General features: G+C 68.6%; 13 protein-coding genes and 1 CRISPR repeat array. Of the genes, 8 read left to right on the top strand and 5 right to left on the bottom strand.

The features are described from left to right. Positions 1-28 precede the first annotated feature (28 nt). Positions 29-1,800: a CRISPR direct-repeat array (repeat unit 28 nt; unit sequence GTTCACTGCCGCGTAGGCAGCTCAGAAA). A 159-nt stretch (positions 1,801-1,959) separates the two neighbouring features. The 3 genes from ACTIGJ_RS16745 to ACTIGJ_RS16735 are packed head-to-tail and all read left to right on the top strand — an operon-like array spanning position 1,960 to position 6,342. Continuing rightward, a complete protein-coding gene (locus tag ACTIGJ_RS16745; protein ID WP_439641459.1) occupies positions 1,960-2,694 on the top strand; it encodes an Hpt domain-containing protein in 735 nt (244 codons plus the stop codon). After that, positions 2,687-5,698, top strand: a complete 3,012-nt coding sequence (locus ACTIGJ_RS16740; protein WP_439641458.1) for a response regulator — start codon at positions 2,687-2,689, stop codon at positions 5,696-5,698. The genes ACTIGJ_RS16745 and ACTIGJ_RS16740 overlap by 8 nt, the downstream gene beginning before the upstream one ends. Beyond that, positions 5,695-6,342, top strand: a complete 648-nt coding sequence (locus ACTIGJ_RS16735; protein ID WP_439641457.1) for a LuxR C-terminal-related transcriptional regulator — start codon at positions 5,695-5,697, stop codon at positions 6,340-6,342. The genes ACTIGJ_RS16740 and ACTIGJ_RS16735 overlap by 4 nt, the downstream gene beginning before the upstream one ends. Before the next feature lie 22 nt (positions 6,343-6,364). On the opposite strand, the gene ACTIGJ_RS16730 is transcribed toward ACTIGJ_RS16735, so the two are convergent. After that, positions 6,365-8,722, bottom strand: a complete 2,358-nt coding sequence (locus ACTIGJ_RS16730) for a TIGR03032 family protein (protein WP_439641456.1) — start codon at positions 8,720-8,722, stop codon at positions 6,365-6,367. 218 nt (positions 8,723-8,940) lie between these two features. Here ACTIGJ_RS16730 and ACTIGJ_RS16725 point away from each other — a divergent pair, with 218 nt between their 5' ends. Both ACTIGJ_RS16725 and ACTIGJ_RS16720 read left to right on the top strand, forming a co-directional pair. Continuing rightward, positions 8,941-9,459, top strand: a complete 519-nt coding sequence (locus ACTIGJ_RS16725; protein WP_439641455.1) for a hypothetical protein — start codon at positions 8,941-8,943, stop codon at positions 9,457-9,459. Between the two features lie 188 nt (positions 9,460-9,647). Further along, positions 9,648-13,970 (top strand): choice-of-anchor D domain-containing protein, encoded by a 4,323-nt coding sequence (locus ACTIGJ_RS16720; RefSeq protein WP_439641454.1) that lies wholly within the window; start codon positions 9,648-9,650, stop codon positions 13,968-13,970. Between the two features lie 40 nt (positions 13,971-14,010). Here ACTIGJ_RS16720 and ACTIGJ_RS16715 read toward each other — a convergent pair whose 3' ends face one another. Next, positions 14,011-15,687: an AMP-binding protein gene (locus ACTIGJ_RS16715; protein ID WP_439641453.1), complete on the bottom strand. Its 1,677-nt coding sequence runs from the start codon at positions 15,685-15,687 to the stop codon at positions 14,011-14,013. Positions 15,688-15,906: 219 nt separating this feature from the next. Between ACTIGJ_RS16715 and ACTIGJ_RS16710 the strand changes: the two genes are divergently transcribed. Then, positions 15,907-16,836 carry a ketopantoate reductase family protein gene (locus tag ACTIGJ_RS16710; protein WP_439641452.1) on the top strand — a complete coding sequence of 310 codons (930 nt, stop codon included), beginning with the start codon at positions 15,907-15,909 and terminating at the stop codon, positions 16,834-16,836. Between the two features lie 37 nt (positions 16,837-16,873). Here ACTIGJ_RS16710 and ACTIGJ_RS16705 read toward each other — a convergent pair whose 3' ends face one another. Together ACTIGJ_RS16705 and ACTIGJ_RS16700 are read right to left on the bottom strand one after the other, a co-directional pair. Next, on the bottom strand, positions 16,874-17,527 hold the full coding sequence (locus tag ACTIGJ_RS16705; protein WP_439641451.1) for a 2-hydroxychromene-2-carboxylate isomerase: 654 nt from the start codon (positions 17,525-17,527) through the stop codon (positions 16,874-16,876). A gap of 133 nt (positions 17,528-17,660) precedes the next feature. Next, positions 17,661-19,766, bottom strand: a complete 2,106-nt coding sequence (locus ACTIGJ_RS16700) for a prolyl oligopeptidase family serine peptidase (protein WP_439641450.1) — start codon at positions 19,764-19,766, stop codon at positions 17,661-17,663. Positions 19,767-19,903: 137 nt separating this feature from the next. Between ACTIGJ_RS16700 and ACTIGJ_RS16695 the strand changes: the two genes are divergently transcribed. Next, a complete protein-coding gene (locus ACTIGJ_RS16695) occupies positions 19,904-20,311 on the top strand; it encodes a DUF3224 domain-containing protein (protein WP_439641463.1) in 408 nt (135 codons plus the stop codon). Beyond that, positions 20,308-20,820, top strand: coding sequence for a M48 metallopeptidase family protein (locus ACTIGJ_RS16690; RefSeq protein ID WP_439641462.1), 513 nt, complete (start codon positions 20,308-20,310; stop codon positions 20,818-20,820). The genes ACTIGJ_RS16695 and ACTIGJ_RS16690 overlap by 4 nt, the downstream gene beginning before the upstream one ends. On the opposite strand, the gene ACTIGJ_RS16685 is transcribed toward ACTIGJ_RS16690, so the two are convergent. Further along, entirely contained in the window at positions 20,817-21,179 is a 363-nt protein-coding gene (locus tag ACTIGJ_RS16685; RefSeq protein ID WP_439641449.1) for an iron chaperone, read from the bottom strand. The genes ACTIGJ_RS16690 and ACTIGJ_RS16685 overlap by 4 nt on opposite strands. Positions 21,180-21,279: the final 100 nt, after the last annotated feature.

The following is a 21,279-nucleotide window of genomic DNA, read 5'->3' as shown; positions in this document are numbered from 1 at the left end:
TGGCGGCGGTGGTGATCTGCCACCAGATGTTCACTGCCGCGTAGGCAGCTCAGAAAGCGATGAACGATGTGCTGCCGGCGGCCAGCACGTTCACTGCCGCGTAGGCAGCTCAGAAATTCACGCTGAGCGCGGCCGGTGCCAACCGCTACGTTCACTGCCGCGTAGGCAGCTCAGAAAGCTGAGCGCTGGCCTCGTACGCCAGGTCGCGAGTTCACTGCCGCGTAGGCAGCTCAGAAATGAAAGCGAACCGCGTCGACCCGGCGCTGCTCGTTCACTGCCGCGTAGGCAGCTCAGAAAAGACCGGATGGTAGCGGTCATGCAGCGCGCCAGTTCACTGCCGCGTAGGCAGCTCAGAAAAGCGGGTACCACCAGCACGCGTCGTTATGCGGGTTCACTGCCGCGTAGGCAGCTCAGAAAACGGCCGGGTACTGGGTGCCGCTCTCCACGTAGTTCACTGCCGCGTAGGCAGCTCAGAAAAGCGACTCGCCTCCACCCGGCTGCCTCTCCATGTTCACTGCCGCGTAGGCAGCTCAGAAATGCGACTCCGGTGCCGAATGTCTCCGAGACCCGTTCACTGCCGCGTAGGCAGCTCAGAAAAACAGGTCGGCAACATCGGCTCTCGCCTTGTCGTTCACTGCCGCGTAGGCAGCTCAGAAAGTCGGGGCCGTCGTACTCGACGAGATGCAGGCGTTCACTGCCGCGTAGGCAGCTCAGAAATGTGGATGGAGCGAGACTTGTCAAACGATATTGTTCACTGCCGCGTAGGCAGCTCAGAAAATGACAATCCTTGGCAATCTCGCCATCGCCAAGTTCACTGCCGCGTAGGCAGCTCAGAAAGGCCTCAAGCCCCAGGCGCACGGTGACCGGTGGTTCACTGCCGCGTAGGCAGCTCAGAAGACGCTGAACCTGCCGCGAGGCCGGCATTGGTTGTTCACTGCCGCATAGGCAGCTCAGAAGACCCAGGTCACCGCCGGGAACAGCGCAACGGCGTTCACTGCCGCGTAGGCAGCTCAGAAGACCAGGCCTCGACGCGCTTGACGGTTCGGCTGGTTCACTGCCGCGTAGGCAGCTCAGAAGGCACCGCCTGCAGGGCCACCGCGCGCGGCGGGGTTCACTGCCGCGTAGGCAGCTCAGAAGTGACGGTGAAGGCGCAGAAGTCACGCCGGCGCGTTCACTGCCGCGTAGGCAGCTCAGAAGTTGGTGATCAGCTTCAGGTAGTGGAGCAACTCGTTCACTGCCGCGTAGGCAGCTCAGAAGGACAACCTGGAGGCGGTCACGCGCGTGGTGAACGTTCACTGCCGCGTAGGCAGCTCAGAAAACGCCTCGACGCGTTTCACGGTGCGGCTAGTGCGTTCACTGCCGCGTAGGCAGCTCAGAAATGCAGGCTGGCCAGCCACTCGGCTTCGGTGCCGTTCACTGCCGCGTAGGCAGCTCAGAAAGTGGCGCTCGATGAGACGGTGCCGTTCATGGCGTTCACTGCCGCGTAGGCAGCTCAGAAATGTTCGTGCACCTGTTCCTGCTGGCGATCGCGGTTCACTGCCGCGTAGGCAGCTCAGAAAGACATGGGGATGACATCCTCAGGGTTTCGACCGTTCACTGCCGCGTAGGCAGCTCAGAAAGCGAAACGTCGGCTCAAGGCCGTACTCCTGGGGTTCACTGCCGCGTAGGCAGCTCAGAAAGTGGTCCAGGACGAGATCGCTGGCCTCGTCTCGTTCACTGCCGCGTAGGCAGCTCAGAAAAGCTCGATGCCATTCAGCTGCTCGGCGGTGAACGTTCACTGCCGCGTAGGCAGCTCAGAAAGCCGCGTCGATCGTCTGCAGCACCTACGCCGGACAACTCATCATCAACACGATTACATTCACAACCGGGCCATGAAGCCAACCGCTACTCAACGCTGGGAACGTCGACCTGGCGAGATTCCTGGTGACAATGCGCTTCGCCGGTTTTTGAAGAAATGACGTGACACGGCCATCCACTGCCAACGAGAACGCCGACACCGGTTTTGCGCCTCTGCTGCTGAGCGGCGATCGCCTCAGTTGCCGGCTGCTGGCGATGCTGCTGGGGCGGCTCGGCTATCCATCCGTGTCGATCGCGAGCGAGATCGACTCGGCGCTGGAGGCGCTGGAGGCGCTGGCCTGCCGCGCATATCCGTGTGTCCTTGTCGATCTGGGTAGCGCGACGGTGGCCGCGCTCCGGCAGATCGCCGCCCGGTCTTCGGCGCGGCTGATCGCCGTGGTTGGTGCTGCGGACGACGAGGCGGTCTTGCATGCCGCCGGCGCCGCTGCGGTGCTGCGCAGGCCGGTGACCTTGGCGTCGCTGGCTGCGGTACTCGATGCGGGCCATGACAAGGCAGCCGATTTCGATGCCGAGACCTGGGCCGATCTCCGTCGCCTCTATTCCGGGACGGGTCTGCGCGAACTGGTGGCGGCCGCTGCGGCGGAGGTGCCGATCCAGGGACAACGCCATGCGGCCGCCGTGGCCGCCAACGATCTTCGGACGCTGGCGAGCGTTGTGCACACGCTTCGCGGGACCTGCCTGCAGTTCGGCGCCGCAGACCTGGCCCAGCTTGCGTCCCGGGCCGAGCAGGCGGCGCAGTCCGGCGATACGGCAACGGCGTTGTCCGCGAGTGCCGAACTGATCGAGCGTCACGGCCGGCTGGTTGCCCTACTGCTGCGCGAGGCGGCCGATGACTGAGGAACTGCCACGCCGGCCGGCCGGCCCGAGCCTGCCGGCCAAGACCCGTTTGCTGATTGCCGGCACCCTGGTGGCTGGCCTGTTCGGCGCCTGGCAGATGCAGCGGCTGGTCAGCAGCAACCAGCAGGCGCGCTTCGATGCCGAGCTGGGGCGTATCGACTTCGCCATCGAGCAGCGCATGGCCACCTATGTGCAGGTGCTGCGCGGCGGGCTCGGGCTGTTCGCGGCCTCGACCGAGGTGACCCGCGAAGACTGGCACCGCTATGTCGACAGGCTGCAGCTGGCGCAGCGCTATCCGGGCATCAAGGCGATGAACTTCGCCGCTGCGGTGCCGGCAGCGGAGCTGGATGCCTTCATCGCGCGCGTGCGCCAGGAGCCGATCCCATCCGGCCTGACCGATGCTTCCGTCCTGCGCGAATTCCACCTGCGCGCACCGCCGCCGCCGATCACGCCGGCCACCGGCGATCTGCACGCGGCGGTGCTGTACGTCGAGCCCCCCGATCCGATCAACCTGCGCGCGATCGGCCTTGACCTGATGCAGGACGCCGGCCGCAAGGCCGTGCTCGAGAGGGCGGCAGCCAGCGACAACGCGATGGTCAGCCGTCGGCTGAGTGTGCTGCGCGAGGACGGCAGCAAGATCGGCTTCATCGTCTATCTGGCGGTGCGTCGCGATGCCGACCTGCTGGGCTGGGTCACGGTGGTCTTCTTCGCGGACGATTTCATGCGTGGCCTGATGGGGCGGGAGGGCAGCCCGCTGGCCTTCGAGCTTTACGACGGCGACGACATCGAGCCCGGCGGCCTCATGTATTCGACGGCCGGCAGCGCCGACGACGATAGCCCCTTGCCCCTGTCAGCGGCCGTGCATACCCGTCTGCAGGGCCGGACCTCGATCGAGCTGCCCGGCAGGCACTGGACGCTGCACGCCGCCGCAACGCCCGGCTTCGTCACGCTCAGCGACCGTCTGGCGCCCTGGATCGTGGCCCTCGCGGCCGCACTCGCAAGTCTGCTGCTGTATGCCTTCGCCAGGGGTGGCGCCCGCTGGCGCTGGCAGGCGGTTGCGCTGGAGCAGGCGCGCGCGGAAGTGGAGGCGGCCAACCGCGCGAAGAGCCAGTTCCTCGCCAACATGAGCCACGAGATCCGCACCCCTCTCAATGCCATCCTGGGCACAGCAGAGCTGATGACCGACACCGTGCTCGACGCCGAGCAGCGCCAGAGTCTCGACACCATTGCCGACAACGGGGATCACCTGCTGCATGTGATCAACGACATCCTGGATTTCTCGAAAGTCGAGGCCGGCATGATCGAACTCGATGAGCAGGTGTTCGAGCTGCGCCGCACGGTCGAGGATGCGCTGGAGCAGATGGCGGTCGCAGCGGCGAACAAGCACCTCGATCTGGCCTGCGAGTTCGCACCCGGCACGCCGGCACTGGTGCGCGCCGATCGCAACCGGGTGCGCCAGATCCTGGGCAACTATCTGTCCAATGCCGTCAAGTTCACCGAGCGCGGCGCAGTGCTGGTCTCGGTCAGCCATGCGCCGGTGGAGGCTGCTGCTGCCGCCGGCCCGGTCCGCATCCGGGTCGCTGTGCGCGATACCGGCATCGGCGTGCCGGCCGATCGTCTCGAACGCCTGTTCAAGAGTTTCAGCCAGATCGATGCCTCCACCACGCGTCGCTACGGGGGCACCGGGCTGGGCTTGGCCATCTGCAAGCGACTGGCCGAACGCATGGGCGGCGATGTCGCTGTCGACAGTCACCCTGGCCTCGGTTCCATCTTTTCGTTCAGCTTCATGGCGGGCACCGATCCGGCATGGCCACTGCCGCCGCAGGTGGACAGCTCCGCGCTGGCCGGCAAGAGACTGCTGATCGTCGACGACACCGAGGTCAATCGACGCATCCTGCTGGGGATCACGCAGGAATGGGGCATCGAAGTCAGTGCCTGCAGCAGCACCGCCGAGGCACTGGCGTTGCTCGACCGCGGCACGCCGTTCGATCTCGCGATCCTCGACTACCTGATGCCGGATCAGGATGGCCTGCAACTGGCTGCCGCGATCCGGCAGCGTGAAGCGGCCGCCGGCAGCCGCCGTCTGCCGATCCTGCTGCTGAGCAGCCTGCGGCTGGCCACCCCTTTGCCGGCGGATCTCGACTTGGTTCGCAGCAAGCCGATTCGCCGCGCGGCCCTGCTGGAGGCGCTGCTGTCGCTGCTGTCGCATGATCCGCGCAGGCCCGTCGCTGCCGCAGCGGCGGCGTCGGGAATCACTCCGCCGGCACCCTCGTCCGGCCTGCGGGTGCTGCTGGTCGAGGACAACCCGGTCAACCAGAAGGTGACGCTGAAGATGCTCGAATCGCTTGGCTATCACGCCGATGTGGTCGATCACGGCCATGCCGCGATCGAAGCCGTCCAGCGCCGCCAGTACGATCTGCTGCTGGTCGACATCCAGATGCCGGACATCGATGGCATGGAGGTCACGCGGCGCATCCGGGCGCTGCCGCTGCCCCGGCAGCCGCGCATCTACGCGATGACCGCCAGCGTGCTCGACGATGAACGCAAGGCCTGCATCGACGCCGGCATGGATCGCCATCTGGCCAAGCCGATGCGGCGCCGCGTTCTTGACGAAGCGCTGCGCGAAGTCGCCGCGCTGCACGCCGCCGATCCCGCAGCACTGGACGCCCGTCCCGATCCGCTGGTTCTGGCCCGGCTGGCCGATGACCTGGGCAGCGACGATGCGCAGCAGATCATCGCCGGTCTCTGCGATGAACTCGAAGGACTCGCCGACGCCTTGCTCGATCCCGCGGTTGATCCGGCGGCCCTGGCTGGATTCGTGCAGACCGCCCAGGCGCATGCCGAGATCGTCGGCGCGCGGGCGCTGGCGTCAGCCTGTGACCGCCAGATCGCCCCCGCCGCGCTGGCCAGCGCCTGCCGGCAGCTGGCGCAAGCATTGTCTCGCTGGCCCGCCGTTGATCCCGATCAGGGTCGCAGCGGCGCCGCCACCGCCGGCCGGTCATGACCGCAATGTCGACCGTCCTGATCGCCGATGACCATCCCTTGTTCCGCGTTGCGCTGCGCCTTGCGGTGCACGCGGTGGCGCCAGCCGCGCGGGTGATCGAGTGCGACTGCTTCGATTCGCTGCAGGCCATGGTGCGCAGTCATCCATCGGCTGACCTGATCCTGCTCGATCTGATGATGCCCGGTGTCGATGGCATGACCTCGATGCAGTTCCTCGCCGACGAGTTTCCGTCGATGCGGGTCGCGGTGGTGTCCGCGCTGCCGGCGGAGATCTGGCAGCGCACCGCCGAGGCCTTGGGCGCGATCGCCTACATCCACAAGTCGCTGGGCCCGGAGGCGATGCAGGCGGTCATCCGGCGGCTGCTCGATGGCGACGACGATCGCGACAAGCCCGGCGCGGCGCGTCGCCTGGGCATCGCCCGGCCGGAGGACCCGCTGAAGGTCAAGCTCGGCCGGCTGTCGCCTCAGGAGCTGCGCATCCTGATGCTGCTGAAGGACGCGCGCCCCAACAAGCAGATCGCCGCCGATCTCGGCATCAGCGAATCCACGGTCAAGACTCACATCAGCACGCTGCTGCGCAAGCTGGGCCTCAGTACCCGCGTGCAGGCCGCCGTGCTGGCGCAGAAGCTGATGACGCAGCGTTGAGTCGTGGCCCGCGCCTGAGCTGTCACGCCGTCCCGGCGGCGGCGAGTGCGGCTGCCACCGCCGCCACCACGTGATGCCAATCGCTTCGGACCGTCTGCCGGAACAGACGCGCCGACGGATACCAGGGCGTGGTGTCGCCGGCGAGACCCCATCGCCAGTCCGGGACCTGGGGCAGCAGTATCCAGACCGGCCGGTTCAGTGCGCCCGCCAGGTGCGCAACCGAGGTATCGACGCTGATCAGCAGATCCAGTTCGTCGAGCACGAGCGCGGTATCGGTGTAGTCCGCAAGCCCGGGTGACAGGTCGGTGAGCGTGACCTCGGACGGCAGCGCCGCGATGTCCTGCGAGCGCTCGCCGACCTGCAGGCTGTAGAAGTCGATGCCCGGCGTGCGCAGCAGTGGCAGCAGATCCGGCAGCCGGCAGGAACGCTGGGCATCGTTGTCATGGGTCGGGCTGCCGGCCCAGACCAGCCCGACCCGCCGCCGCTGCGGCGCGGCCGGCGGCACGCGCGGCTGATCGCCGTGGCGCCGCCGTAGCGCGCCGAGATCGAAGTAGGGAACCTCGGCCGGAATCGTGTCGAACGTGGTCGCCAGCACCTGCGGCAGATCCATCAGCGGCAGCCAGGTATCGAACTCCGTGACCCGGAACTCACCGGGCGGGCGCAGTTCGGCAACGCCGGCCAGCGTCGAGAACAGCTGCATCAGGTGCGCCGGACAGACCAGCACGATGCGCTTGCAGCGCGCGGCCACCATCGGCAGGTAGCGCGCGAACTGGATGGCATCCCCGGCGCCCTGCTCGGTATGCAGCATCAGCGTCTGGCCGTGGATATCGCGGCCATCCCAGCGCGGCAGCGGTGAGCTGAACGCAGTGAATTGGCCGGTCTTCCAGCGCCATGCGTACTCGCGCCAGCCGCGCGCGTAGTCGGCGAGCAGCAGCGCAGTCATGCCCAGGTTGAAATGCGCCTGCGCGTACTCCGGCTGCGCTTCGATGGCGCGCTCGTACCAGCGCAGGGCGTCCGCGTGCCGCGCGCTGCAGGCATGCACGTAGCCGAGGCTGTTGTAGATTTCGGCCCGCTCCGGCTCGGCCTCGGCGGCGCGCAGCAGCTCCGGGATCGCCTCGTCGTACGCGCCGGCATCGCCGAGGCAGACGCCGAGGTTGTAGGTCGCCCCCGGAAAGCGGGGATCAAGCCGCAGGCACTCGCGGAAAGCGGCAATCGCCTCCGGCAGGCGCTTGCCGCGATAGAACGCGATGGCCTGATCGGCGTGGTAGTCCGGGGTTGCGCGCAGCTCCGCTTCGCTGCGCAGGTGGACACGGGCCAGCGCCTCATCCGGCAGCACATAAGAGTGGCCGAGCTGCGGGTCTTCGAACGCCAGCAGCTCCGGGTAGCGGATGCCCGGCAGCACCGCCACCGAAAAGATTTCCTGCACGCCGCTTTCAAAGCGGATGAAGCCCAGCGTCTCGCCGGTTTCGATGTTGACGACCCAGACGCCGCAGGTGCGCTCGCGCAGCCGCGCGACCAGCGGAATGCCGGAAAACACGGCGCTCTCGCGCACCTGGGACAGGCCGATGAAGGCCAGTGGCCCGTGGAAGTCGATGCCCCGGGTGAAGCCCGGCATCTGCGCCACGGTCTTCCAGGTCCGCGTCTTGAGATCGACCTGCGCCAGCGTGCCTTCGCCGGATTCCAGGACCCAGAGCTTGTCCCGGTACATCCGGGGCGAATGCGGCATCGACAGGCCGCGCAGCAGGATCTCGTCGGACGCCACATCGATCAGGATGCCGCCGCGCGCCTTGTTCGAACGCCAGCCGCCGGCGGTGTCGGTTTCGCCGAGCGCCGTCACATAACGGGCGCGGCCATCGACCATCGCCAGGCCATTGAGATGGCAGCGATCCTCGGGTGCCAAGGCCGACAGGAACGCTGGTTGCCAGCGGGGCGTGAAGCTGTACTCGGCATCCAGCGTGCACAGGCAGCCGAACCGCGTGTTGACGGCCCAAAGTTCGCCGTCCGCCGCCCAGCTCATTTCGTGGATGTCGATATCGCCGGTGACGTGAACGCGTCCGGGCAACCAGGCGGCATCGTGCTTGCCCGGCGGGTCTAGCTTCGCGGCGACCGCCGGCACGTTCCGGTAATGCCAGACCGCATTCGCGCCACCCACGCTCATCCGCGATCGATCCACCGCGATGCCCATCGGCTTCACGAAGGCGCGGAAATGCGTGTTGAGCGCGTCGCCGTCGGCGCGCACCAGAATCAGCTTGCCGGCCTGGTAGGTCGAGACCACCAGGCTGATGCCCAGCTGGGCGAACAGGGCCGGCAGGTTGGCGGTATGGACGCTGCTCAGCGCGGCGTGCGCCGCGTGGCGGTCGGATGAGCTACCCAGGGTCATGGCGGGCCGTTGGCGGGGCGTCGTCGGTGATCGACGGCGATCTTGTACCAGCTGTCAGCGGCGGGCACTCCTCCGTCAGGACTAGTCCTTCCGGAGGATGCCGGCGCCGATCCGGCGGCGCGAGGATCGCGACGATGCGCCACTGCGGGCGCCACCTGGATGACGAATACGCGTCTGTCATGCCGGCATCGTCATCGGCCACAACCTGGGGAAAGCCGATGTCCGACGAGCCGGTGCTGCAGTGCCTGTGGGATCTGGCCGACCCGGCCTTGCTGGCGCGCGAGCGGGCTGCGGTGCTGCAGTTCTGGGCGCACGAGCGCGCCTTGCCGCCGGACGCGGATGCCGCTGCCCGCGTGCGCGAGGTGCTGTACGTGGCACGCGACGGCGCCGGCCGTATCGCGGGGGTCTGCACTGTCTACAAGGCCGTGCATCCGCGTCTCGAACACGCCATGTTCCATCTGCGCGCCTTTGTCGCGCCAGGCGCGCGCCGGCAGCGACTGGCGTTCCGTCTGGCGCTTGCCGCCCGCGAACATCTCGAAGCCTTCAATGCCCGCCTGCCGGAAGCCGAACGTGCGCTCGGGGTCTTGATGGAGGTGGAAGCCGAGGCCCTGAAGCACAGCCCGCTGACGCGCCAGGCGCGCTGGCCGCAGACGCAGTTCAGCTTCATGGGCCGCACCGCCAGCGGCGCGCACCTGCGGGTGTACTACTTCGTCGACGCGCCGCTGCGCTTCATCTGAACCACTGCTCCAACGGTGTCGCTCCGGGCCCCGTGCTGTCGCGATCGCCAGCCTCCCGGCCGGCATGCGCGGCCGTCTCCGCCACCAGACTCCGCCATCTGGACTAGTCCTTCCGACGGATGTTGCGGACCGGCCATTCGGGCGAACGTGTCGCTGAACCTTCGTTTGATTCGCCTGTGGAGCTGGTCATGAAAGCATTCGGCAAATTCTCGTCGTCCATCGAAGCCCGCTGCCGGCGCCGGGCCATTGCCGCAGCTGCTGCATTGTTCGCGATGCCCGGCGCCGCCGGGGCGGCCAGCATTGCCGTGACCGGCGCCTGCACCCTGAGCGATGCGATCAGCGCGGCCAACGCGGATGCCGCCACCGGCGGCTGCCCGGCCGGCAGCGGTGCCGACACCCTCGTGCTGGCCGCCTCCAGCACCACGCTGCTGAGCGCGGAAAGCCTGCCGGCGATCAGCAGCGTGATCACCGTCGAAGGCCACGGTTCGCGGATCGAGCGCTCGGCGGGCGCGGCCCCGTTTCGTCTGCTCAGCGTGACCGCCACGGGCAACCTGACCCTCAACGATCTGACGCTCGCCAACGGCTCGGCGACCGACAGTGCCGGCGGCGCGGTTCGCAGCGAAGGCCGGCTGCTGCTGAACCGCAGCACCGTCACCGGCAGCCGTTCGACTGGCGCGGGCGGCGGCATCGCCGTCGTCAGCGGGAGCTTCGAGCTGAACGACAGCACCGTCTCCGGCAACACGGCTGGCGGGAACGGCGGCGGCCTGATCATCGGCAGCGGCGGATCGGGGGCGATCACCAGCGCCATCCGCAACAGCACCATCAGCGGCAATGTCAGCGATGGCAATGGCGGCGGCCTGAACATGCGCGTCCGTTCCGACGGGCAGCTGCAGACCATTGATCACAGCACGATCTCGAACAACCGTTCCGGCAGCCTGGGTGGCGGCATTCACTCGACCGACACGCTGACCATCACCAACAGCACCATCAGCGGCAACACGGCGGCGCTGTACGGCGGCGGCGGCATCTACCACCTGCTGGGCCCGTTGATCCTGCGTGACAGCACCGTCGCGGGCAACGAGGCGACCACCTACGGCGGTGGCGGCATCGCCACCCGCCGCGGCGGCATCCAGCTGGTCAACAGCACGGTGTCCGGCAACACCGCCGGCGAGTTCGGTGGCGGCGGCGGCATCTTTCACGCCGGTGACGGCGGCGAGGGCTACGTGCGGCTCAAGTACAGCACCGTCAGCGGCAACTCGGCGCGCGAGTACGGCGGCGGCATCTTTTCGGGTGTGCGGACCACGTTGAGCCAAAGCCAGATCACCGGCAACAGCGCCTACCTCGGGGCCGGCGGCGTCTATTCGCGGGAACGCCCGCTGGTGATCCGGTACAGCAGCGTGTCGGACAACGTGGCGGCGGGTGGCGATGGCGGCGGCGTCCTGAGCGTCACGGAAGGCGCCACGCTGACCATCGCCAACAGCACGGTGTCGGGCAATCGTGCGCTCAATGGATCGGGCGGTGGTGTGATGGCGTCGTTCGACATCCAGGGCGACATCAGCAATTCGACCATCTCCGGCAACACCGCCAGTGCCGAGGGCGGCGGCGTATACCTGCGGCGCAACACGCTTGCCATCCGCAACTCCACCATCACCGGCAACGTCGCCGAGGCTACCGAAGGCAGTGGCGGCGGCATCCGCCGCAGCGGTCGTGGCGTGCTGACGCTCGGGCGCAACATCATTGCCGGGAACGATGCGCCGAACTCGCTCGACAACGTGGGCAGGGAGATCGACAGCAACAGCTCCGTGAACGTCGTGTCCGAAGGCTTCAACGTGCTGGGCTCGTCCGCGTTCAGCAGCTCACAGGCATTTCACAGTTTCAACCCGGCCGCCAGTGATCGCGTCGCCACCAGCAACGGCACTCAGCCCACCGCCATCGGCGACATCCTGGTCACCGGGCTCGGCAACAACGGCGGGCCCACGCGCACCCATAACCTGCGTGGCGCCAGCCCGGCACGAGATTTCATTCCGTCGGCGCTATGCGTCGGCCTGATCGACCAGCGCGGCGTGGTGCGGCCCAAGGACGGCCGCAATGGCCAGCCCGACATCGGCAACGAATGCGATGCCGGCGCCGTGGAGGCATCGGGGATCAACGCGGTGGACCTGTCGATCAGCCAGACCAGCAACGGCCCGGTCTATGTCGGCGAGCCGCTGAGCTTCTCGATCACGGTCCGCAACGATGGCGCCGAGCCGGCCAATGGCATCGAGATCTACGATGCCTTGCCGGCGGCGCTGCGTTTCGTGTCGGCCACCGACAGCGACGACACGCGCGGCGAATGCGGCGAAGTGCTGGGCACCGTGGCCTGCCGTCTGCAGCGGCTAGACCCGTCCGAAGCCTTCACCTTCGAGGTGCAGACGGCCACGACCGTTGTCGGCGCCGTGACCAATACGGTCAGCTTCATCAATGACACGCTGATCAACACCAATGCCACCGGCACCGATTTCGATGCCACGGTCATGACCCAGGTGCTCGGCCGCACGGTGACGCTGACGGCCGCGCCGACGACGATCAGCGAAACGGGCGGCAGCGCCACGGTGACGGCCGCGCTGTCTGCCGCCAGCACGGTGCCGGTCACCGTGACCCTGCTCTACAGCGGAACCGCCAGCGAGGCCGACAACAGCCGCCCGACCAGCATCACGATCCCTGCCGGCGCGCTGAGCGCGACGGCCACGATCACCGCGACGCCGGATCTCGTGGATGAGGACGACGAGACCATCATCGTCACCCTCGGCAGCACGCCCACCGGCATGATCGGCTCGCCCAACAGCGCCACCATCACCATTGCCGACGACGACTTTCCGCCGACCGTCACCTTCGATCGCGTCAGTCAGACCGTCGATGAAGGGGCTGGCGCCGTGACCTTGAACGCCAACCTGAGTGCCGCCAGCAGTCGCAACATCGTCGTGCCGCTGATCTTCGCCGGCAGCGCCACCAGCGGCGTGGACTACAGTGCAAGTGCCACCGAGATCGTCATTCCGGCCGGTGCGCTCACCGGCAGCGTCACGCTCACGCTGACCGACGATGCGCTGGACGAAGACAACGAGACCGTGGACGTGATCGGTAGCAATCCCAATGTCGGTGTCGACCCCACCGGCGGCGGCATCACCACGTTCCCGATCTTCGCCGGCATCTTTACCCTGACCATCGTCGACAACGATGTCGCGCCAACGGTGACGCTGGCCGCCGCCCCGGCGAGCATCAGCGAGGCCAGCGGCCAGTCGACGCTGACGGCCAGCCTGTCGACGGCCAGCGGCCTGCCGGTCACGGTCGATCTGGCCTATGCCGGCACCGCCGGTCCGTCGGACAGCTCCCGGCCCGCCAGCATCAGCATTCCGGCCGGCGCGATCAGCGGCACGGCCACGGTCACCGCCACGCAGGATGCGCTCGTGGAGGGCGACGAGACGGTCACCGTCAGCATCAGCAGCGCCACCAATGGCACGATCGGCTCGCCAGGCAGCGCCAGCATCGTCATCCTCGACGACGATGTCGCGCCGGATGCGACCCCGGACGCCTTCAGCTTCGTCGACGCCAGCAATGTCGAGCCCGGCAGCCTGCAGACCAGCGCAGCGATCACGGTCAGCGGCATCGACACCGCGATTTCCGCCTCGGTGACCGGCGGCTTCTACAGCCTGAACGGCGGACCCTGCACCTTGAGCAGCGGCACGGTCGTCAACGGCGATTCGATCCGCGTCTGCCACACGGCGTCGGCCAGCTTCTCGACGGCCACCAGCACCACGCTGACCCTGGGTGCCAACGGCGTTCTGATCGGCGTATCCGATACTTTCACCAGCACCACCCGCGCTGCCGCGCAGAGCCCGACGCTGTCGCTGGACGTCAACGACCTGCACTTCGGGCGCGGCTTCGTGTTGCGCTTCCGTGACCTCACCCTGAACACCAGCGAGCAGGAAGTGGTGACGCTGAGCAACACCGGCAATGCCCCGCTGAGCATCACCGGCATCGTCACCACCGGCGACTTCCGGCACACCACCACCTGCGGGCCGACGGTTGCGCCCATGAGCCAGTGCACGATCTCCATCGTGTTCAGGCCCACCGCTGTCGGCCCCCGCACCGGCGAGACGCGCATCCTGAGCAATGCCGCCAGCAGTCCCGATCTGATCAGCCTCAGCGGCACCGGCAAGGGGCTGGTGCCCGGCATCAAGACCAATGTCAGTCGCTATGACTTCGGTACCGTTGCGGTCGGGTCATCCAGCCAGGATCGCGCCCTGATCATCACCAGCTCCGGCACCGGCCCGCTGGAGATTCGTTCGATCCGCGTCAGCGGCGACTACAGCGGCAGCCATGACTGCCCGAAGTTCCTCGACGCCGGCAAGAGCTGCACGCTGACCGGACGCTTCAAGCCCAAGGCCAAAGGCACGCGAGCGGGCGAGATCACCATCACCACCAGCGCGCCGAACAGCCCGACCGTGGTCGCGCTGACCGGCAAGGGCAGCTGATGTCGTCGGGCGGCGCGACGCGGGCGAAGTTCAGGCGCGGTCAGGCCGCCGGCGGGTGGGCGGCGGCTGCGCCGCCGAGCAGCGCCCGCAGGCGGTACTTCAGCACCTTGCCGCCGACCGTGGCCGGCAGATCGTCCATGACCACGAAAGCTTTGGGCGTTTCGTAGCCGGCCAGCCGCGCGCGGCAGAACGCCGACAGCGCGGCTTCGTCCCAGGCTTCGCCGGCGCGCAGCACGACCACGGCGGTCACCGCCTCGCCCCAGCGCGGGTCCGGCAGGCCGATCACCGCGACCCGGGCCACCGACGGATGCTGGGCGACTACGGCTTCGACGCGCAGGCTGGAAACGTTCTCGCCGCCGGATTTCACGACGTCCTTGTAGCGGTCGATCATCACGCGCAGGCCGTCGTCGCGGTAGGTGCACATGTCGCCGCTGTGGAACCAGCCGTGGCGGAACGCGTCCTCGGTGGCGCGGGCATCGCGGAAGTAGCCGGCGGTCATCACCGGCGAGCGGTAGACCGCTTCACCGGGCACGCCGGGCTGGTCGTGCAGCGAGCGGCCGTCGGCGTCCATCACCGTCGAGGCCAGCAGCGGCGAGGGCAGGCCGACGACGTTGGTGGCCGGTGCGGTCTGCTCGTAGACCTCCGGCCAGCGCTGCGGCGAGAAGCGATGCAGGGCGATGGCCTCGGTCTGGCCGAAGATGCCGACCAGCTGGATGCCCGGCGCCAGCTGCGCCAGCCGCGCGGCGAAGGCCGGCGGCATCGACGCCCAGCCGAAGGTCAGCACCGTCAGGCTGCTGAGGTCGTAGCGGCCATCGGCGGCGTCGACGCAGCGCAGCAGCTCGCCGGTCAGCTGCGGCGAGCCGCTGAACAGCGCGCTCGGCCGTTCGCTGGTGATGGTCTCGGCCACTCGCCGGGCATCGAAGCTACGGCCGATCACCAGGCTGCCGCCGGCCAGCAGCGCCGACAGGCCGAAGATCTGATCGCCGATGTGATAGATCAGCGGCAGGAAGCTGCACATCCGGTAGTCGGATTCGAAGCGCACGCCGCGCGAATAGCACAGCGCCTGGTTGAGCGCCGCCAGCGTGCTGTAGCTGTGCGAGATCATCACCGCCTTGGGCATCGAGGTGGTGCCGGACGTCATCAGGATTTCCCAGATGTCGTCGCCGTGGATGCGCACGTCCGGCTCGTGGGCCGGCTGGCCGTCGACGAAGCTGCGCAGCGAGGGCAGCCCGGCGCTGTCGCCCTGCGCATCGCAGATCGCGGCGATCACCGGCACGCCGGCGGCTTCGAAGGAGGCGCGGCACTTCGGCCACGATTCGGCGTCCACCAGCCCGGCCGCCGCGCCGACGTGGCGCAGCGAGTGGGTGACCATGTCGGCCGCCATCATCGTGTTGATCGGCATCGCCACCATGCCGGCCTTGGCGATGGCGATCTTGGCGACGAAGGCCTCCGGCGAGTTGTCGCAGAACAGCGCCACCCGCGCGCCCCGCTGCAGGCCCGCCGCGATCAGCCCGTGGGCGATGCGGTTGGCCGCTTCGTCGGCCTGCCGGTAGCTGAGCCGCGCGTAGGCCGGATCGCGCACCGCGCACGGCGCGGCGATCAGCGCCAGCTTGTCCGGCAGGCTCCAGGTCATGCGCTCGAACACGTCGCCGATGCTGGTGCGCTCCCAGCGGTTGTCGGCGCGCCGGTCGTACAGTCGTTCGACGTCGATGCTCATGCTGCGGTCTCCTCGCACGCGGGTACTGTTGCGGATGGCCGTCTGGCGGGCCACTGATGTGCCGGATCGCAAGGCGTCCGGAGGCGCGTCGATTGTGCACGGCGACGGCTGCTGGCTCATCGCTGGCGATTCCCTTGCCGCGCCGCTGCGGCGGCGCAGCAGTCGGCGGCGCGCTGCGGGAAAATGCGCGCCGATCGGCGCCACGGCGCGCCGTGACCGATGAGCAACCGAAGCGATGGCGGATCGACGATGAAAACCCTGGTGATGGGCGCGGGTGCGGTGGGCTGCTACTACGGCGCGATGCTGGCGCGCGCCGGTCATCCGGTGACGCTGGTCGGCCGCCAGCGCCATGTCGAGGTGATCCGTCGCGACGGCCTGATCCTGGAAACCGCCGCCGGCCGCGAACGGCTGGCAGTGCAGGCGGCGACCACGCCGGAGGCCGCCGCAGCCGATGCCGAGTTGGTGCTGGTCTGCGTGAAATCCGGCGACAGCGAAAGCGCGGCCCGGGCGCTGGCTCCGCAGCTGTCGCCGCAGGCGCAGGTGCTGAGCCTGCAGAACGGCGTCGACAACGCCGAGCGGCTGGCGGCCGTGCTCGGCCGGCCGGTGATTCCGGCGGCGGTCTACGTGGCGGTGGCGATGCCGGCGGTCGGCCATGTGCGCCACCACGGCCGGGGCGATCTGATGATCGGCCCGTCGCCGGCCAGCGACGCGATTGCCGCCGTGCTGGCCGCCGCCGGCGTGCCGACCACGGTGTCGGCCGACGTGCTGTCGGCGCAGTGGGGCAAGCTGATCGTCAACTGCGCGTTCAATGCGCTGTCGGCGATTTCCCAGCGCACCTATCGCGATCTGGCCGACCGGCCGCCGGTGCTGGCGATGATGCAGGCGGTGGCGGCCGAGTGCGTGGCGGTGGCCGACGCGGCCGGCGTGAAGATCCTGCGCGACCCCGATCTGGCGATCCGCGACATTGCCGACACCATGGCCGGGCAGCGCTCGTCGACGGCGCAGGACCTGGCGGCCGGCCGCGCCACCGAGATCGATCACCTGAACGGCTACATCGTCCGCACCGGTGAACGGCTGAACGTGCCAACGCCGTACAACCGCAGCCTGCACACGATCGTCAAGCTGATGGAGCGCGACGCCGTCAGCTGATCGACGCCGTCAACGCCACCGACAGCGGCGCGGCGATTCAGGCGGACGCGGCGCGCAGCCGGCTGGCGGCCGCCGGCAGCGTCGCCAGCCGGCGCATCTCGGCGCCATCGAGCAGCGCAGGATCGGCGAGGCAGGCCATCGCGAAGTCGAGGCCGTCGACGCCCCAGAACAGTCGGCCGTCGATCACCAAGGTCGGCACGCCGAACACGCCGGCGGCGATGGCCGCCTCGCCGTTGTCGCGCAGCTGCTGCTTGACCGCCGGGGCTTCGAGCGCCGCCAGCGGCACGTCGAGGCGGGCCGCCAGGGCTTCGACCTGCGCCGGGTCGGCCGGATCGGCGCCGGTGGTCCACAGCGCATCGAAGATCGTCCGCGTCGCCACTGGCGTCGCCCCGGCGGCCAGGCACAGCCGCAGGTAGGGAATCGGGTTGAACGGATGCGCAGCCGGGAAACGGAACGGAATGCCGGCCTGCGCGGCACTCCAGGTGCAGGACTGGTAGGTCCAGATCCGCTTGGCCGGAATCTCCGCCGGCCCCTTGTGGCCGTGATGGTTCAGCAGCCCGGCGAACAGCAGCGGCCGCAGCCGCAGCTCGACTCCTGTCGGCAGTGCGCGATCGAGCTTCAGCAGCGCGAAGTACGCGTACGGCGAGATGAAGTCGAAGTACCAGTCGAGGACTTTCGGCGCGGTCGGCATGTCGGCGAGGGCAGGGCAGGAAAGCCGCAGTGTCGCCGACCGGCCGCCGCTTCCGGCACCCATCGGTGCGTCTGCGGGCTCGCCCCCGATAGCCGCCCCGATCGCCGCGCGTGTGGCGGCTACCGGGCCGGCGCTACTCCGCCGTCCAGCGCTTCAGCCAGGCCAGCACGGTCTCGTGCCATTGCACCGAGTTCTGGGGCTTCAGCACCCAGTGGTTCTCGTCCGGGAAGTGCAGCAGCTGGCTGGGGATGCCGCGCCGCTGCAGCGCCGTGAAGGTGGCGATGCCCTGCTCGACCGGAATGCGGAAATCCATGCCGCCCTGGACGACCAGCATCGGCACCTTCCACTTGGCAACGTGGTTGACCGGGTTGAACTGCTCGTAGGCGGCCGGGCGCTCGAACGGGGTGCCGCCGTGCTCCCATTCGTCGAACCACAGTTCCTCGGTGGAATAAGCCATCGAGCGGTTGTCGAACACGCCGTCGTGGTTGACCAGCGCCTTCCACGGCTCGGCCCAGTTGCCGGCGATCCAGTTGACCATGTAGCCGCCGTAGCTGGCGCCGAGCGCCACGGCGCGCTTGTCGTCGAGGAAGCTGTACTTGGCCAGCGCGGCCGCGTAGCCCTTCTGCAGGTCCTCCAGCGGCCGGTCGCCCCAGTGGCCGGAGATCGCGTCGGTGAATGCCTGGCCGTAGCCGGTGGAGCCGTGGAAGTCGATGCAGATCACCGCGAAGCCGGCGCCGGCATAGGTCTGCGGATTCCAGCGATAGTGGAAATCGTTGGCCATGCTGCCCTGTGGCCCGCCGTGGATGATGAAGGCGATCGGGTACTTCCTGCCGGCCACGTAGCCGACCGGCTTCACCACATAGCCGTAGACCTTCTCGTCGTTCCAGCCCTTGAAGCTGAACTGCTCGTAGTCGCCGAAGCCGGTCGCCGCCAGCGTGGCGGCGTTGTGCTGGGTCAGCTGCAGCGGCGCACTGCCGCCGAGGCGGATGCGGAACAGCTGGCTCGGGCTGGCCAGCGTGTTGTGGGCGACGATCAGCGCGTCGCGGGCCAGCGCAAAGCCTTCGACGTGGCCGTCGCCGGTCAGGGCCTTGGTCTTGCCGGTGGCGACGTCGATCGCGAACACGCGGTGCTGGCCGAGGTCGTCGGCGGTGGCATAGAGCTTGCGGCCGTCCGGCGAGAACTGCAGTGCATCCGGCGAGCGATCCCATTTCGGCGCCACTTCGCGGGCCGGGCCGAGGCTGCCGTCGCGGTTCAGCTCGCGCACCATGATGCGGTTGCGGTCGGCTTCGAAGCCCGGCCGCGACATCGCCCGCCAGGCCAGCCAGCGACCATCGGCGGACACCACCGGGCCGCTGTCGCCGGCCGGGTTGTCAGCGGTCAGGTTCTCCGGCTTCGCCGAGCCATCGGCCGGCACCCGCCAGAGATCGAAGTTGGTGCTCCAGGATTCGCTGCTGCCGGCGATCCGGGCGGTGAAGATCACGAAGCGGCCATCGGCGGTGTAGGTGATTTCCTCGTCGCCGCCGAATGGCTTGGACGGCACGTCGCCATCGATGCCGTTCGACAGCCACTGGGCGTTGCCGGTGATCGCGCCCTGGTCGTCGAGCGCGAAGCCGAACAGCTGGGCGCGGGTGCCGTCCTTCCAGGTATCCCAGTGGCGGATGAACAGCCGCTCGTAGACGACGCCGGTGTTCTTCTGCGCGGCGCGCGCCTCGAGACGCTGCTTCGATGCGGCGAGGTCGGCGCCCAGGTCCGGGAAGCTGTCGACCGACACGGCGATCCGGTCGCCGGTCGGTGACAGCACGAAGCTGCCGACGTCCAGCGGCAGGTCGGTGACCGGCTGCGCTTCGCCGCCGTCATCGAGACTCAGGCGCCAGACCTGCTGCGAGCCGCTGCGCGTCGACAGGAAGTACAGGCTGCCGTCGGAAGCCCAGCGCGGGCTGTGCGAAGCGCCGCTGCCGGCGGTCAGCCGGCGCGTGGTGCCGGCTTCCAGATCGTGCAGCCAGATCGACTGCACGCCCTTGTTGGCCTCGTAGTCGGTGGTCCGCAGCGTGTAAGCCACGGTGCGGCCGTTCGGCGACACGCGGGGATCGGACACCCGTTCCAGGCGCACCAGGGTGTGGACATCGAAAGGCTTGACGGCGCTGGACAAGGAAGCGGCTCCGGCGGCATGGCTTAGGGGGGCGGCGGCAACGGCAGCGGTCGCGATGGCGAACGCGGCGGCGAGGCGGGCGAGGGTCATGGGATCTTCGGCAGCAAGACGGATCAGCGTCGAATGGTACTGGAGCCGCCCGCGCTGCGGCCTTGACAAGTTGTCCGGGCCAACGCCGCTGCCTATGCTCGCAGCCCTGCGTCCGCGCGTTTTCGAGATCGCCCGCCATGCCTCAGCTGACTGCTGCCGGTTCCTTCGATGTCAGCCTGACGCCGCTGACGCTCGATCAGCCCGGCGACGACAGCGCCCGTGGCCGCATGCGGCTGGACAAGCGCTTCCACGGCGGCCTCGATGCCATCGGCGCCGGCGAGATGCTGACCGGCATGGGCGCGGTCGCCGGCTCGGCGGCCTATGTCGCGATCGAGCGGATCAGCGGCACGCTCGACGGCCGCAGCGGCAGTTTCCTGGTCGTGCATCGCGGCGTGATGAACCGCGGCGCGCCGGAGCTTCGGGTCAGCATCGTGCCGGACTCCGGCACCGGCGAGCTGAGCGGCATCGCCGGCGAGATGACGCTGATCGTCGGCGGCGGCCGGCACGACTACCGCATCGACGCGACCGTGCCGGACGCGGCCTGACCGTGACCGAAGCGCTGCCGTATCTCGCCGGCTACCCGGCGGCCACGCTCGACCAGGTGCGCCGGCTGATCGCCGAGCAGCGCCTGCAGGCCTACATCGCCAAGAAGTACCCGGCGCGGCACCAGGTGCAGTCGGATTCCGCGCTGCTCAACTACGTTGCCGAGCTGAAGCGCGACTACCTGCGCAACGCGCCGCCGCTGCACCGGGTGCGCTACGAGAACGGCATGGACGCGGTGCGCAACGCGCTCGGCCTGCATATGCGCAGCTCGCGCGTGCAGGGCGCGAAGCTGAAATCGAAGCAGGAGATCCGCATCGCCTCGGTGTTCCGCGAAGGCGCGCCGGAGTTCCTGGAGATGATCGTCGTCCATGAACTGGCCCATATCCGCGAGGCCGATCACGACAAGCGCTTCTACGATCTGTGCGAGCACATGCTGCCGGACTATCACCAGCGCGAGTTCGACGCCCGCCTGTGGCTGCTGGCGCGCAAGCTCAACAGCGCGGCCGGCTAGCAGGGCGCGTCGGGCGAATCGCGGGACGCGGCCAGCAGCCGGTCGATCAGCGCGAAGTCCATGCGCTCGGGAGCCGGAAAACGCACGCAGGCCTTGCCGACGCTCAGTCCCTTCAGCGCCGCCTTGTGGTCGCGGATCACCGCCGGCTTCATCAGGTACAGCGCGATGTACTGCTTCTGGCTGGCGAAGGCGACTTCGACCCGGCCTTCGCGCTGGTAGCTCGGCATGCCGAAGGCGAGGCTTTCGACGGCGTCCGGATACGCGGCCCGACAGCGTGCGCGCAGCTGCTCCAGCGCCGCGCGGCGTTCGGCAGGCACCTGGTCGAGGTAGTCGCTGACGGTCTTGGCCTCGCGTTGCATTCGCCATCCTCCGGCTCGGGTTGCACGAAATTCTAGGCAGCCGGGCTGACCGGCGGTGCCGGCTGCGGGCCGCAGCGCAGGCCGCGCGGCAATGGGCAGG

This window comes from Nevskia sp., assembly GCF_051860985.1.
Taxonomy (GTDB): domain Bacteria; phylum Pseudomonadota; class Gammaproteobacteria; order Nevskiales; family Nevskiaceae; genus Nevskia.
Note: the sequence above shows the minus strand (reverse complement) of the source record. Positions and strands in the feature narration are given on the sequence as shown.

Excerpts from the sequence above, each read along its gene's own strand:
- ACTIGJ_RS16720 (WP_439641454.1), top strand. The coding sequence starts at position 9,648 with ATGAAAGCATTCGGCAAATTCTCGTCGTCCATCGAAGCCCGCTGCCGG.
- ACTIGJ_RS16740 (WP_439641458.1), top strand. The coding sequence starts at position 2,687 with ATGACTGAGGAACTGCCACGCCGGCCGGCCGGCCCGAGCCTGCCGGCC.
- ACTIGJ_RS16730 (WP_439641456.1), bottom strand. The coding sequence starts at position 8,722 with ATGACCCTGGGTAGCTCATCCGACCGCCACGCGGCGCACGCCGCGCTG.
- ACTIGJ_RS16725 (WP_439641455.1), top strand. The coding sequence starts at position 8,941 with ATGTCCGACGAGCCGGTGCTGCAGTGCCTGTGGGATCTGGCCGACCCG.
- ACTIGJ_RS16715 (WP_439641453.1), bottom strand. The coding sequence starts at position 15,687 with ATGAGCATCGACGTCGAACGACTGTACGACCGGCGCGCCGACAACCGC.
- ACTIGJ_RS16710 (WP_439641452.1), top strand. The coding sequence starts at position 15,907 with ATGAGCAACCGAAGCGATGGCGGATCGACGATGAAAACCCTGGTGATG.
- ACTIGJ_RS16685 (WP_439641449.1), bottom strand. The coding sequence starts at position 21,179 with ATGCAACGCGAGGCCAAGACCGTCAGCGACTACCTCGACCAGGTGCCT.
- ACTIGJ_RS16735 (WP_439641457.1), top strand. The coding sequence starts at position 5,695 with ATGACCGCAATGTCGACCGTCCTGATCGCCGATGACCATCCCTTGTTC.
- ACTIGJ_RS16695 (WP_439641463.1), top strand. The coding sequence starts at position 19,904 with ATGCCTCAGCTGACTGCTGCCGGTTCCTTCGATGTCAGCCTGACGCCG.
- ACTIGJ_RS16700 (WP_439641450.1), bottom strand. The coding sequence starts at position 19,766 with ATGACCCTCGCCCGCCTCGCCGCCGCGTTCGCCATCGCGACCGCTGCC.
- ACTIGJ_RS16705 (WP_439641451.1), bottom strand. The coding sequence starts at position 17,527 with ATGCCGACCGCGCCGAAAGTCCTCGACTGGTACTTCGACTTCATCTCG.